Source organism: Novosphingobium sp. FW305-C-30-35, assembly GCF_058783135.1.
The window spans coordinates 1,071,121-1,083,731 of the sequence record NZ_JBYSYJ010000001.1 but is presented as its reverse complement, the minus strand read 5'-3'; the positions used below and the strand labels follow the sequence as shown (position 1 = coordinate 1,083,731).

The following is a 12,611-nucleotide window of genomic DNA, read 5'->3' as shown; positions in this document are numbered from 1 at the left end:
TCCATGGCCAAGCAGACCAAGAAGCAGAAGGCCCTTGCCACCAAGCTGGGCGACAACCAGATGCTTTATGCAGTCGATGAAGCCATCGCGCTGCTCAAGGACCTGAAGTCCGCCAAGTTCGACGAGAGCCTTGAAGTCTCGCTGAACCTCGGCGTCGATCCGCGCCACGCCGACCAGATGGTCCGCGGCATGGTCACGCTGCCCTCGGGCACCGGCAAGGACGTCAAGGTTGCCGTGTTCGCTCGTGGCGACAAGGCTGAAGCCGCGCTGGCCGCCGGTGCCGACAAGGTCGGTGCCGAAGACCTGCTCGAGGACATGCAGAACGGCAACCTCGACTATGGCCGCGTGATCGCGACGCCCGACATGATGGGCATCGTCGGCCGCCTCGGCAAGGTGCTGGGTCCCAAGGGCCTCATGCCGAACCCGAAGCTCGGCACCGTCACGCCGAACGTCGCTGATGCGGTCAAGGCTGCCAAGAGCGGTCAGATCGAATTCCGCGTCGAAAAGGCCGGCATCATCCACGGCGGCATCGGCAAGCTCTCGTTCTCGGACGAAGCGCTGCGCGCGAACTTCGACGCATTCGTCGATGCGATCGTCAAGGCGAAGCCTGCTGGCGCCAAGGGCAAGTACCTGCGCAAGGTCGGCCTGTCCTCGTCGATGGGCCCGGGCCTGAAGATCGACGTTGCCCAGGTTCACGGCGGCTGATCAGGCTGCGTCCCCGCGAAGGCGGGGACCTCGTGCGCTGATGCACCAGAAAAAGAAGGCCGGGGAGGGATACCTCTCCGGCCCTTTTTCTGTCGGCGCCACTCGTCTAGGAGCGGCGAATGCCCGATCCCGAAATCGCCCAGAACCCGGTCACCGTCGCTCGCCTGCAGGTGGAGGCGATCATTCCGCCCGAAAAGCGCGGGCCCGGCTGGGATCGCCACTGGCGTGAACTCGAAGCCTATGCCGATGCCGCCATGGAAGGCGCGGTTGGCGACTGGACGGTCAGCCCGGATCGAACTCGAGGCTGACCCGAAAGCCAGGGTTGGCACTCTGGGCGCAGATCGAGGCGCCAAGCCCGCGCGCCATGGCCTTGACCAGGCGCTGCCCAAGGCCGGTGCCCTTGGTTTCGGCGTTCTCGCCAAACCCTGCGCCATCATCTTCCACGGTCAGGCGAACGTGGCCGGCCGCGCCGGTTGACAGGATGATCCGCACTTCGCCGGCGCAATCGGCGCCGTAGGCGTACTTGCAGGCATTTGCCACCAGCTCGCAGATTATGATGCCCAGGGTGACTGCCTTGTCGGTCTGCAATTCCATCGGCTCGGTCCTGGCCACGACATTGCGCGGCGCATGCGGCGACGTCCAGGTCTCGGTCAGATCGCGGGCGAGATTGGCGAGATATTCGTCCAGCGCCACGCTCTCGACATTGCCGGTGGCATAGAGGTGGCGGTTGACGTGCGCGATGGCGCCAATGCGCTGTTGCGAGGCCAGCAGCGCATTGCGCGCCTCGCCTTCGGGCAGGACCGAAGCCTGCATGTTGATGAAGCTCATCGTCATCTGCAGGTTGTTGGCCACGCGATGGTTGACCTCGCGCAGGAGCGCGGCGAGCCGCTCGTTACTGGCAATCAGGTCGCGCTCGGCCTGTTCCTTGGCGCGGCGCAGGCGTACCCTTTCGAGCGATTGCGAGAAGGCCGAGCGCAGCAGCTCGATGAAGTCCTCGCCGATCGTCTTGACGACATAGTCTTCGGCACCGGCACGCAGCGCGGCGGCGGCTAGACGGCCGTCATCGGCCCCGGTGACGTAGACGACCGGAGGGCAAGAGGGCAGGGCGAGCAGTCGCTCCAGCGTCTGCAAGCCATCCATGCCCGGCATGTGATGATCCACCGCGATAACGTCGAACTCTTCGTCCCGCGCCGTGGCAAGGCCCTCGTGCCCGTCGGCCGCGAGCGTGATCTCGAAGCCCAGCGTGCCGAGGCGACGTTGTACCAGCCGGCGCAGCGCCGGATCGTCGTCGATATAAAGGAGGCGGACGGGATCCGCGCTCAATGGGCCTCCTCGGCGTCCGGCACCTGGATGACCGAGAGGAACAGGCCGAGCTGGCGGATCGCCTCGGCGAAGTTCTCGTAGTTGACCGGCTTGGTGATATAGACGTTGCAGCCCATGTCGTAGCAACGCTGAATCTCCACCTTGTCGTCGGTCGTGGTGAGCACCACAACCGGCGTGCGCCGCAGATGCGGATCGCTCTTGATCTTGGACAGGATGTCGATCCCGCTCATGTCCGGCAGGTTGAGGTCCAGCAGGACAAGGGCCGGGCCGTTGTGTGCCGGGCCGTGCGGATCGTTCCACAGATAGTCGAGCGCGCTGGTGCCATCGGTGAAATGATGGATGGTGTTCGAGATACCGGCGCGCCGGATGTTCTTCTCGATCAGACGGGCATGGCCTTCGTCATCCTCGACCATGACGATGTTGACGGCGAGTTGATCAGGCATCGGCTACTCCGGATTGAAACTTGAGCGGCAGGCTGACCGTGAAGGTCGAACCCTGTCCTTCCTCGGATGATACTTCGACGAGCCCTCCAAGGCGATAGGCCAGCGCGCGCACGTGGGCGAGGCCGATGCCTTCGCCCGGCTGGTCCTGCATGCCCGACCGGCGGAAGAGATCGAAGATGCGTTCGTGGTCACGGGCGGATATGCCACGGCCGTTGTCCGTCACCGTTATGATCGCGCGGCCGTGGGATGTGCTGCCCGCAATGCGAATCTCGCCGGGGCGGCCCGGTTGCAGGTACTTCAGCGCATTCTCGATCAGGTTCGACAGGATCTGTTCGATCGCCAGCCGGTCGGTCTCGACTACGGGCAGTTCACCCAGTTCCACGCGCGTTTCGGTCTCGTCGATCCGGTGCTGGAGGGACTCGATAATGGATTGCACCACATCGGCAATGGCAACGCGCGCCGGGGAGAGCGTGCGGCGGCCCTCGCGCGAAAGGCGCAGGATCGCGTTGATCAGGCGGTCCATCTTCTGCGTGGACGACCGGATGAAGCCGATGGATTCGGGCAGGTCCTCCTCCACCGCCAGACGCACCTGCTGCGGCACTTCCTCGCCATCCTTCAGCACGTGTTCGCCGATAACCTTGCGTGCTGCATCAAGCTCTGCGGTAAAGCCCATGACATTGACCAGAGGCGAGCGCAGGTCATGGCTGACGATGTAGGCGAAGCGCTGGATCTCGGCATTGGCGCGCTGCAATTCGGCCGTGCGCTCGTCGACGAGCGTTTCCAGTTCCTGATTGAGCAAATGGAGTTCGCGGCGCTTGCCGTCGATTTCGGCGATGTTGCGGCGGATGATCTGTATGGCGGCTATCGCCACGCCGATGACCAGGGCGGCACAAAGCGCCAACATGGCCGAAAGCAGGGTGCGCGTGCTGTCCTGCGCGAGGTTCCGTTCGCGCAGGAGCTTGTCCTCGCGCACCAGCATCTCGTCGGCATAAGTGCGAATGTGGCGAATGGCCGCAACGGTGCTGTCGCGGTCAAGCGAATCCACCTTGAGAATGCCGAGCTTGGCCTCCGCCTCGGTGGTGCGTGCCTGTTCGGCGTATCCGTCAAAGGCCTTGCGCAGGCCAGCCACCGACCGGACTTGGGAGCTGTTGTCCTTCACCAGCGTTTCGAGGGTGGTCAGCTCGTTGCTGGCATCGGCGATGGCCTTCTCGGCAATCGTGATGAAGTTTGTTTCGGTCGGCGCGATGATGATCCCGCGCCGCGCTGTCTCGGTCCGCTCGGCGTGGCGGACAAAGCGATTTAGCGACGCTTCCACGTCAAGCGTGTGCTCTACCCAATAGGCATCGCGCTCGGCCTGCCGCTGCACGATCACCACGGCGGCAACCGCCGCGACGACGGCTGCGAAGCCGATCGCGAGCAGCAGCAGGATAAGCCGGTTGTTCCCCGCATCGCGCGAGAAAGCGTAAGTCGGCGTCGTCGGCATCGTAAGGTAGCACTCCCGTCGACGCAGGAAATCCTCAAGCCGCCATTGCGTTCCCGCTCTGTGTAAAGAAATGTTACCGGATGTTTTCGGTTGTATAGCACTCGGCGACCAGGCTGATCACTTGGCCCTCAGCCGTGCGCAGCCGGGCCCGGTGCGAAAGGACTGTCCCCTGCGGGCACTGCTCCATCGCCCCGCGCCGCTGTGCCAGACGCTCCCGCTGGAAGCGGAGCGGCGCAACGACTTTCCCGAAGGGCGTGTCGGTCGTGGCCAGCGCGCGGTTCATCTCGGGCGTCAGGCGTGACGGGACATACCAGTTGTGCGCTACCGAGAGCGTGCGGTTCCCGCAGACCAATCGCACATGGCGGTATGCCACCGGCTCGTCGGAGGAAATCTCGAGGCTTTGGCGGACTGCGAGGGAGACCGGTGCGGCGGCGGGATCAGAGATGGCCCGGATCACCGGGGGATGGGCAAGCCCCCGCCTTTCACACCACTGGCCCAACGCCGCCGTCGCGCTGTCATCGGCGGCAAGCGTGCGCTCGAAATCGGTCAGGGCCGTGGAGCATCCCGCCAGCGCTGGCAGCAAAAGTGCCAGCAGCATCCCATCAAGGTGCGGGCGGAGCATTGGGCGCAGCAACGGCCACGCGCCGGGCCGAGAGAATCTTCACCGGCTTTGCCAGGATCTGCCCCCGCATGATCCCTTCGCCCTCGGTCTCCGAGATCGGTGCAGCGAAGATGGCCTTGACCACGTCCATGCCTTCGACAACCTGGCCGAATGCGGCATATCCTGCCTTGGCCTCGGGATCAGTCGAGTCCGGCTGGGCATCGAGGCCCGGCTGGTCCGATACCATGATCGAAAAGTCGCCGGTTGCCGTGCCCGGTGCATAGCGCGCCATCGAAAGCGTGCCGGCCTTGTGCAGGATGCCGGTCACGTTTGTCGGCTCATGCGCGACAGGCGGTAGGTTGCGCCTGGGGTCGCCGTGCGTTCCGGCCTGGATGAGACCGTTCGGCTGCTCGCCCCAGTTGAGATGCATCGCGCGGTAGAAGACCGTGCCATCAAGGCGCTTCGTCTCGGCATATCGGACGAAGTTCGTCGCCGTTGCGGGCGCATGCTTGACGTCGACCTCGACGACAATTCGCCCGGCCTCGGTCTCCAGCGCCACGCGGACCGTGTCGGGCAGGGGAGCAGTCGACGGCGCGGGATAGGCTGGCGCTGCTGCGCGCGGCGCGGGCGCGCGCTTCTTTATCGGCGCGGCGGCAACGAGGGCAAAGGCGATCGGTGCCAGCACGGCAAGGCGACGGGTCAGCACGGCTTCAGATTCCCCCCGCAACGGGGAAGCGGCCGATTGCGGCCAGCCCCTCTTCCAGCGCATGGGCGCAGGCCTTGAGCGTCGTCTCGCTGACCGAGCGGATCACGAAATTCGCCCCGGTCTTGCCTTCCCGGAAGAACGGGTAACTGCCGATCTGCACACCATCGAACGCCTTTTCCGTCTCGCGCAGAAGGTCGGCGATCTCGCTTTCTGCCACCCAGCAGCCGACCGTTGTCGAGAGCAAGGGCAACCCACCTTCGAGTTGACCGGTCAGGCCATCGAGCATCTGTGCGGTTATGCCCGGTACTCCCGCCATCAGGAAAACGTTGCCGATGCGGATGCCGGGGGCGCCGGAAACGCGGTTCTCGATCAGGTCCGCGCCGGCCGGCACGCGCGCCATGCGCAGGCGCGCATCATTCAGGCCGCCGCGCGTGGCGTAGTAGCTTTCCAGAATCGCCCGGGCCTTGGGGTGAAGCACCACGTCCACGCCCAGCGCCGCCGCTACTGCATCAACCGTGATGTCGTCGTGCGTCGGGCCGATGCCGCCGGTGGTGAAGAGGTAGTCGTTGCGGGCGCGCAGGGCATTGACCGCTTCGATGATGGCCACCATGTCGTCTGGCACGACACGCACCTCGCGCAGGCGTATGCCCTGGACGCCAAGCCAAGTCGCCACCTGCGCGATGTTCTTGTCCTGGGTGCGGCCGGACAGGATTTCGTCACCCACGACAATCAGCGCGGCGGTCCAGATGCGGGATTCGTCAGTCATCGCGGGTGTGGTATCGCAATGGGACGTCCCGCAAAAGCGCTTATTCCGCTGCCGCCATGTGCGCCTTGTGCGCGGTTGCGGGGCGGGGATGGCTGAACTGCAGCACGCCATCCTCGATCGGGTCATCGCGCATCCACGTCACGTCCCGCACGTAGTCCTGGTTCAGTCGCCAGCGCATGTCGCTTGCCGACTTGGGCAGGAGATGGCGGGCCCGTTCGATATAGCCCGAGGAGAAGTCGTAGATGTTGTCCTCGTCCAGATGGTGGTTGGGCGCCAGTTTCGGAACGGCCACTTCCATCCCGCGCGATTTCATCGCGTTGAGCACGTCACAGATGTAGCGCGCGTTGATGTCGGCCCGCAGCGTCCACGAGGCGTTGAGATAGCCAAAGACCGCCGCCAGGTTCGGCACGTTCGAGAACATCGCGCCCTTGTAGTAATAGCGGTCGGCGAAATCGACCGGCAGGCCGTCCACGCTGATCGCGATCTTGCCGGCCATTACCATCTTCAGGCCGGTGGCTGTCACGATCACGTCGGCATCGAGATGCTTGCCGGATTGCAGCTGGATGCCGGTCGCATCGAAGCGCTCGATCCGGTCGGTCACGACGCTGGCCTTGCCCGCCTTGATGGCCTCGAACAGGTCGGCGTCGGGCACCAGGCACAGTCGCTGCTCCCACGGATTGTACGGCGGCGTGAAGGCTTTTTCGTCGTATTTGTCGCCCAGAAGGGACTTCAGCCGCTTGGTCAGGAACGCGGCGACCTTGTCCGGCCGGGTGCGTGCCCGCTTGAAAAACAGGTTCTGCAGCTTGACGTTCTTGAAGCGGGTGATCCGGTACGCGGTTTCTTCCGGCAGGAACTTGCGCAGGAAGTTGGCGATCGCGTCCTTGGCCGGCCGGGTGACGTACCACGTCGGCGTGCGCTGCAGCATCGTGACGTGTGCGGCCTTGTCGGCCATCGACGGCACGATCGTCACTGCGGTCGCGCCCGATCCGATGACTACAACCTGCTTGCCCGTGTAATCGAGGTTCTCCGGCCAGAACTGCGGGTGGACGATCTCACCCTTGAAGTCCTCGCGCCCGTCGAAATGGGCCTCGTAAGGCTTGTCGTAATCGTAATAGCCCGATCCCAGATAGAGCCAGCCCGCCGTCACCCGGCTGCGCTGCCCATCCTTGCCTTCAAGGGTCACCACCCAATAACCGGCGGCACTGTCAAAATCGGCGCTGACCACCTTGCTGTCGAAGCGGATATGGCGGCGGATGTCGCGTTCGTCGGCAATCCGGTTGAGGTAGTCGAGGATGGAAGGCCCGTCGGCAATCGACTTCTCGTGCTTCCAGGGTTCGAACACGAAGCCCAGCGTGTGCATGTCCGAATCGGAACGCACGCCGGGATAGCGGAACAGGTCCCAGGTGCCTCCGATCTGTGACCGGCGCTCGACTATGGCGAACGAGCGGTCGGGGCAGAGCATTTTCATGTGTGCTGCCATGCCGATACCGGAGATTCCGGCCCCGACGATCAGCACGTCAGTATCCGCCTTGCTGGCCGTAAAGGTGGACTGCTCTGCACCCACTGTCTCTCTCCATCGCTTCTATTTACAGCAATGTTAGCACACTTGCGCGCGATTGCCAGTGGCGCCCGACTTTGCCACTCATGTCGGCATGACCGTTATCGCCGCCCGCCGCTACAGCAATGGCACCGCTCACGATGAAGCCCTTGCACTGACCGGCGAGTGCGTACCCGACCTTGCGCCCCACACCTTTGACTGGATCGGCCTGTGCGAGCCTGACGTGGCTGAGATGGATCTCGTGCGCCGCCAGTATGGCCTGCATCCGCTCGCGGTCGAGGACGCCCTCAATCCCCGCCAACTGCCCAAGGTCGAGGTCTATGGCCGGACGCTGTTCGTCGTCGCCCGCACCGCCGAGCTGAGGGAGGGCGAGGAGATCGGCTATGGCCAGACAGCATTCTTCGTCGGCCCCCATTTCCTCATCACCGTGCGCTTCGGCAGCACGCGGCCCCACCTGTCCCTGCGGGCCGAGATCGAGGCACAAGGCGACAGGCTTTCTGAAGGACCGGATTACATTCTCCATGCCGTGCTCGATTTCATCGTCGATGGCTACCTGCCGCTGCTCGAACGCCTCGAGGAGATCGCGCAGGAAATGGAAGAGGCGGCCATCGACGTGTTTCCGGAGCAGTCCGTCATCCGCCGCATCTTTCGTCTGCGCCGCCAGCTGCGTCGTTTCGAAAGGGTGATCGGTCCGATGGAGGAGGTTTGCGAACGCCTGGTCGTGGCTGATCTTCCCTGCATCGATCCCACTGCGCGGATCTGGTTCCGCGACGTGCTGGATCATGTCCGCCGGGCGATGGCGCGGATGCGCGGGCTCAAGGAAACGCTCGCGGCGATTGTCGAAACCGCCAGCCTGCTTGAACAGCACCGGCAGGGAGAGATGACCCGTCAGCTGGCTGCCTGGGCCGCCATCCTCGCCGTGCCCACCGCCATTGCCGGCATCTATGGCATGAACTTCGAATACCTGCCCGAGCTGAAGTGGCATTATGGCTACTTTGCGGTTTGGGGGGGCATCATCACCGTCTGCGGGGGCCTGTGGTTGCGCTTCAGGCGGATCGGCTGGCTCTGATCGTGTGGACAATCGCGCGCTTTCGGATTGTTACCGCACTATGACTGCCCTAGTGCGCGCACAGGAGGAGACGAGTCGTTTCCCCTGGTGCGTGCGGCAATTCGGGAAGCTTATCGATGTTCGGCTGGTTCCAGCGTCTCCTGCCCAAGTCGGGCGATTTCTTCGGCATGTTCGAACGCCATGCGGCCGCCTGTGTCGATGCGGCTGATGCGCTCGCCAGGTTGACGCGCGCCCAAGGCGATGCGGCGCAGTGGGTCGGCCGGATCCGCGATCGCGAACACGCTGCCGACGACGTCATCCGCGAAGTGCTGTTCACTGTGCGCCGCACCTTCCTGACGCCGTTTGATCGCGGGGCAATCACTTCGCTGATCGGCGCGATGGATGACACCATCGACGAGATGCAGGCCGCAGCTTCCGCCATCGAGCTTTATGAAGTCGTCGGCTTCGAGGCCGAGATGCAGGCCATGGCCGACAAGATCGTCGAAGCCGTCGGCCTCATTGCCGAAGCCATGCCGCTGCTCCGCGATATCGAGCGCAACGGCGGGCGTCTTCACGCGTTGACCGAACGCATCGTCAAGCTTGAGGGCGAGGTCGACCTGATTCACCAGGCGGGCCTCAAGGCCAACTTCGAACGCCATCGCGCCGATGGCGATCACATCGCGTTCATCGTCTCGCGCGAGATATTCAAGCACCTCGAAAAGATCGCCGACGCCTTCGAGGACGTCGCGAACGAGATCGACGCGCTGGTCATCGACCACGCCTGACGGCGCGGGACAGGAGCTGATCCGATGCACGAGCTCGCCTTTCCGCTGCTGGTCGGCCTGATTGCGCTGGCGCTGGCCTTCGACTTTCTCAACGGCCTGCACGATGCGGCCAATTCCATCGCCACCGTCGTCTCGACGCGCCTGCTCTCGCCCGTGGCGGCGGTGATCTTTGCTGCCGCCGGGAACTTCGGGGCTTACTGGCTGGTCGGTCTCCATGTTGCCGATACCATCGGCAAGGGCATCATCGACAAGGATATCGTAACCCCTGCCGTCGTGTTCGGCGCACTGGTCGGGGCGATGTTCTGGAACATCGTCACCTGGATCAAGGGCATTCCCTCCTCGTCCAGCCATGCCCTGATCGGCGGGCTGCTGGGCGCGGGCGTGATCCACGGCGGGTTCGGCGCGATCGAATCCAAGAAGACGATCGAAACGTTCGTCGCCATCTTCATGTCGCCGATGATCGGCATGGCGCTGGCCATGTTCTTCGTGCTCATCACCAGCTGGCTGTTCAAGGGTTTCCAGCCGCGCCGCGCCGAAGGCGTGTTCAAGGGCCTGCACCTGCTGTCCTCGGCGGCCTATTCGATCAGCCATGGCGGCAACGATGCGCAGAAGACCATGGGCATCATTACCGTGCTGCTCTACTCGACCGGCTACCTGAAGGGTGAATTCCACATTCCCGAATGGGTCGTGCTGTCGTGCTACGCTGCCATCTCGCTCGGCACGATGTCGGGCGGCTGGAAGATCATCAAGACGATGGGCACCAAGATCACCCGTCTCAATCATCACACCGGTTTCTGCGCCTCTTCGGCAGGGTCGATCGTCGTGTTCGGGGCGAGCGCGCTCGGCATTCCGGTCTCGACGACCCATGCGATCACCGGCAGCGTCATCGGCACCGGCGCTGCCCGCCGTGCCAGCGCAGTGCGCTGGGGCGTCGCGCAGCGCGTGGTCATGGCCTGGTTCATCACGATCCCGGCCAGCGCCACCGTCAGCGCCGCCTTCTACCTGCTCACGCGCCTGTTCTGATCTGCTCGGGGCGCTATCGCCCCACCGTCATCGCTGTCGCGGGCGGCGGAGGCTTGCGGAACAGGGGCACGCGCTTGAGCCACAGCTTGAGCGCCTCCCAATGAATACCTGAAGTGACCTTGAGAGTTGCCAGAGGGTAGCCCAGCGCTGCTCGCAGGAGTGCCGCATCGGTCAGTTCTGCACGTCGCGCAGAGTGGACTGCCGCCAGGATCGGGCCTTTGCTGTCGGCCACGGTGATACCGATCGTCAGACGATCGCCCGGCGGAGCGACGCGGAAGGCATATTCCAGATCCATCGGCAGGAAGGGGGAGACGTGGAAGCGCTTGGCCGCGCTCTGGTGCAGGATCGTTGCCCCGGGCCGCACTGCGATCACATAATTGTGCCGTTCGCCGAAGGTGTTCGAAACTTCGTAGATCACTGCCCGCAACGCCCCGTCGGCACCATGGCAGAACCAGGTGCTCAACGGATTGAACGCATATCCCAGAATGCGCGGCATCGTCAGCAGCACGATGCGGCCGCCGTCCGGTTCGATTCCGGCCTCGCGCAGCAAACGATCCGCATGCGGACGCAGCGCCCTGCCGTCGCCGATATCGCGGTCGTGGAAGGAAAACAGGTTGAACGTCCCGCGCGAAAACAGTCTGAGCCGCACGGCGAGGTCGTCGATCCGGTCGATGTCGAGCGCCATGTGCAGCACGCGATAGCGCAATACGTGGATGCAGGGCCGCAACCGCCGGTGCAGCACATGCCCAAGGTACAGTGCGCCGTCGTCCATCACGCCATTTCCGGCACGCGCGCCTGGTGCGTCACATGGATGCGCCCGGATTCCTCAGCCACGTTCCACGGTCGGCGCACCCCGCCCAGCTGCTCGGCCACGGCCAGCCCCGATTGCAGCCCGTCCTCGTGGAAACCTGCCCCGAACCATGCTCCGCAGAACCAGGTCCGCCGTCGCCCCTGCAAGGACCACAAATCCTTCTGCGCAAGGCCGGCGGCCACGTCGAACACGGGGTGATCATAGGCCTCGCGCCGGATTACCAGTGCCGGGTCCGGCTCGACGAGCGGATTGAGCGTGACGAACAGGTCCTTGTCGGTCGGCAGATGCTGCAGGCGGTTCATCCAGTATGTCACTGAAAGCTGGTGCTGTTCCGCGCCCCGCTGCGCCGCATAGTTCCACGCTGACCACACCTTGCGCCGCCGCGGCATCAGGCGCGGATCGGAATGGAGCACGGCCTCGTTATGGCGATAGGGAAAGGCGCCAAGCAGACGGCGCTCCTCGGCATCGGCATCGCCCAGCATCGCCAGCGACTGATCCGCGTGCGATGCCATCACCACGTGATCGAACCGCTCCCAACCGCGCCCGGTGTCAACCTCGACGCCATTGGGCAGGCGCCGCACCTGCCGCACCGGCGAGGACAGCCGCACCCCCTCGATGAACGGCGCGCTGATCCGCTTCACGTATTCGCGGCTTCCACCATTCACCGTGCGCCAGCGGGGGCGCTCGCGGAACTGCAACAGCCCGTGGTTCTCGAAGAAGCGCACGAAGGCCGCCGCGGGATGATGCGGGATATCGTGCACCGGGGTGGACCAGATCGCCGCTGCCATCGGATAGAGATGATCGTCGCGGAACGCCGGCCCACAGCCCAGCCCGTCAAGATAGGCGCCAAGCCCCAGCTCGCCCATCTCCGGCAGATCGCGCGGCGCCGCCTTGTAGAACCGCACCAGATCGCGCAGCATCGACCAGAAGCGCGGAGACACGAGGTTCCGCCGCTGCGCGAACAGCCCCCGCAAGTCGCCCGAATATTCCAGCCGACCCTGGTCCAGCGTCACGGCAAAGCTCATCACCGTCTCGCGCGTCGGCACGCCAAGATGCGCGAACAGCGCGGTCAGGTTGGGATAGGTCCGTTCGTTGTAGACGATGAACCCGGTGTCCACCGGCACGCCATCGGCCTCGACCGTGTTGCTGTGCCCGCCCAGCCGGTCCGCTGCCTCGAACAGCGTCACGCGGTGCCGCCGCGATAGCAGCCACGCAGCCGAAAGGCCGGAGATCCCGCTCCCCACCACGGCAATATCGAGCGCGCCCCCCGGCGCACTACCCTCTGTTATCACACCATGACCCCCATAGGCACCGCGATACGAACCGCCGCGACCTTACCCGTCCGTTTCCCGTTATAGA

Annotated in this window: 14 protein-coding genes; 5 read left to right on the top strand and 9 right to left on the bottom strand. The window is 64.5% G+C overall.

All coding sequences use genetic code 11. From position 1 onward, the window contains the following. Positions 1-3: 3 nt before the first annotated feature. Together rplA and AC3WLM_RS05405 are read left to right on the top strand one after the other, a co-directional pair. Positions 4-705 carry a 50S ribosomal protein L1 gene (rplA, locus tag AC3WLM_RS05410; RefSeq protein ID WP_492476813.1) on the top strand — a complete coding sequence of 234 codons (702 nt, stop codon included), beginning with the start codon at positions 4-6 and terminating at the stop codon, positions 703-705. 119 nt (positions 706-824) lie between these two features. Next, complete coding sequence (locus tag AC3WLM_RS05405; RefSeq protein WP_039331855.1) at positions 825-1,013, top strand: hypothetical protein; 189 nt, start codon at positions 825-827, stop codon at positions 1,011-1,013. On the opposite strand, the gene AC3WLM_RS05400 is transcribed toward AC3WLM_RS05405, so the two are convergent. The 7 genes from AC3WLM_RS05400 to AC3WLM_RS05370 all read right to left on the bottom strand — a co-directional run bounded on the left by AC3WLM_RS05400 (position 988) and on the right by AC3WLM_RS05370 (position 7,591). Further along, on the bottom strand, positions 988-2,028 hold the full coding sequence (locus tag AC3WLM_RS05400) for a sensor histidine kinase (protein ID WP_492476812.1): 1,041 nt from the start codon (positions 2,026-2,028) through the stop codon (positions 988-990). The two genes, AC3WLM_RS05405 and AC3WLM_RS05400, sit on opposite strands and share 26 nt — an antisense overlap. Continuing rightward, positions 2,025-2,471 carry a response regulator gene (locus AC3WLM_RS05395; RefSeq protein WP_039331857.1) on the bottom strand — a complete coding sequence of 149 codons (447 nt, stop codon included), beginning with the start codon at positions 2,469-2,471 and terminating at the stop codon, positions 2,025-2,027. Before AC3WLM_RS05395 ends, AC3WLM_RS05400 begins: the two co-directional genes overlap by 4 nt. After that, a complete protein-coding gene (locus AC3WLM_RS05390) occupies positions 2,464-3,954 on the bottom strand; it encodes a sensor histidine kinase (RefSeq protein WP_039331859.1) in 1,491 nt (496 codons plus the stop codon). The genes AC3WLM_RS05395 and AC3WLM_RS05390 overlap by 8 nt, the downstream gene beginning before the upstream one ends. Positions 3,955-4,027: 73 nt before the next feature. Beyond that, positions 4,028-4,552, bottom strand: a complete 525-nt coding sequence (locus AC3WLM_RS05385; protein ID WP_492476811.1) for a hypothetical protein — start codon at positions 4,550-4,552, stop codon at positions 4,028-4,030. 4 nt (positions 4,553-4,556) lie between these two features. Further along, positions 4,557-5,261, bottom strand: coding sequence for a peptidylprolyl isomerase (locus tag AC3WLM_RS05380; RefSeq protein WP_492476810.1), 705 nt, complete (start codon positions 5,259-5,261; stop codon positions 4,557-4,559). Positions 5,262-5,265: 4 nt separating this feature from the next. After that, the gene (locus AC3WLM_RS05375; protein WP_492476809.1) at positions 5,266-6,027 is read right to left on the bottom strand and encodes a competence/damage-inducible protein A; all 762 of its coding nucleotides are present in this window, start codon (positions 6,025-6,027) and stop codon (positions 5,266-5,268) included. 40 nt (positions 6,028-6,067) lie between these two features. After that, on the bottom strand, positions 6,068-7,591 hold the full coding sequence (locus tag AC3WLM_RS05370) for a flavin-containing monooxygenase (RefSeq protein ID WP_039331867.1): 1,524 nt from the start codon (positions 7,589-7,591) through the stop codon (positions 6,068-6,070). Positions 7,592-7,679: 88 nt separating this feature from the next. On the opposite strand from AC3WLM_RS05370, the gene AC3WLM_RS05365 reads away from it, so the two are divergent. The 3 genes from AC3WLM_RS05365 (at position 7,680) to AC3WLM_RS05355 (ending at position 10,441) form a co-directional block, all read left to right on the top strand. Next, positions 7,680-8,654: a magnesium and cobalt transport protein CorA gene (locus AC3WLM_RS05365; RefSeq protein ID WP_492476808.1), complete on the top strand. Its 975-nt coding sequence runs from the start codon at positions 7,680-7,682 to the stop codon at positions 8,652-8,654. 116 nt (positions 8,655-8,770) lie between these two features. After that, the gene (locus AC3WLM_RS05360; protein ID WP_039331869.1) at positions 8,771-9,418 is read left to right on the top strand and encodes a DUF47 domain-containing protein; all 648 of its coding nucleotides are present in this window, start codon (positions 8,771-8,773) and stop codon (positions 9,416-9,418) included. Between the two features lie 24 nt (positions 9,419-9,442). Beyond that, a complete protein-coding gene (locus AC3WLM_RS05355; protein ID WP_492476807.1) occupies positions 9,443-10,441 on the top strand; it encodes an inorganic phosphate transporter in 999 nt (332 codons plus the stop codon). Between the two features lie 13 nt (positions 10,442-10,454). Here AC3WLM_RS05355 and AC3WLM_RS05350 read toward each other — a convergent pair whose 3' ends face one another. Together AC3WLM_RS05350 and AC3WLM_RS05345 are read right to left on the bottom strand one after the other, a co-directional pair. After that, complete coding sequence (locus tag AC3WLM_RS05350; protein ID WP_039331874.1) at positions 10,455-11,213, bottom strand: DUF1365 domain-containing protein; 759 nt, start codon at positions 11,211-11,213, stop codon at positions 10,455-10,457. Then, positions 11,213-12,544, bottom strand: a complete 1,332-nt coding sequence (locus tag AC3WLM_RS05345; protein ID WP_492476806.1) for an NAD(P)/FAD-dependent oxidoreductase — start codon at positions 12,542-12,544, stop codon at positions 11,213-11,215. The genes AC3WLM_RS05350 and AC3WLM_RS05345 overlap by 1 nt, the downstream gene beginning before the upstream one ends. Positions 12,545-12,611 lie beyond the last annotated feature (67 nt).

Bases quoted from the DNA above. Each gene is read 5' to 3' on its own strand.
- AC3WLM_RS05350 (WP_039331874.1), bottom strand. From the start codon at position 11,213: ATGGACGACGGCGCACTGTACCTTGGGCATGTGCTGCACCGGCGGTTG.
- AC3WLM_RS05395 (WP_039331857.1), bottom strand. From the start codon at position 2,471: ATGCCTGATCAACTCGCCGTCAACATCGTCATGGTCGAGGATGACGAA.
- AC3WLM_RS05390 (WP_039331859.1), bottom strand. From the start codon at position 3,954: ATGCCGACGACGCCGACTTACGCTTTCTCGCGCGATGCGGGGAACAAC.
- AC3WLM_RS05360 (WP_039331869.1), top strand. From the start codon at position 8,771: ATGTTCGGCTGGTTCCAGCGTCTCCTGCCCAAGTCGGGCGATTTCTTC.
- rplA (WP_492476813.1), top strand. From the start codon at position 4: ATGGCCAAGCAGACCAAGAAGCAGAAGGCCCTTGCCACCAAGCTGGGC.
- AC3WLM_RS05365 (WP_492476808.1), top strand. From the start codon at position 7,680: ATGACCGTTATCGCCGCCCGCCGCTACAGCAATGGCACCGCTCACGAT.
- AC3WLM_RS05355 (WP_492476807.1), top strand. From the start codon at position 9,443: ATGCACGAGCTCGCCTTTCCGCTGCTGGTCGGCCTGATTGCGCTGGCG.
- AC3WLM_RS05375 (WP_492476809.1), bottom strand. From the start codon at position 6,027: ATGACTGACGAATCCCGCATCTGGACCGCCGCGCTGATTGTCGTGGGT.
- AC3WLM_RS05405 (WP_039331855.1), top strand. From the start codon at position 825: ATGCCCGATCCCGAAATCGCCCAGAACCCGGTCACCGTCGCTCGCCTG.
- AC3WLM_RS05385 (WP_492476811.1), bottom strand. From the start codon at position 4,552: ATGCTGCTGGCACTTTTGCTGCCAGCGCTGGCGGGATGCTCCACGGCC.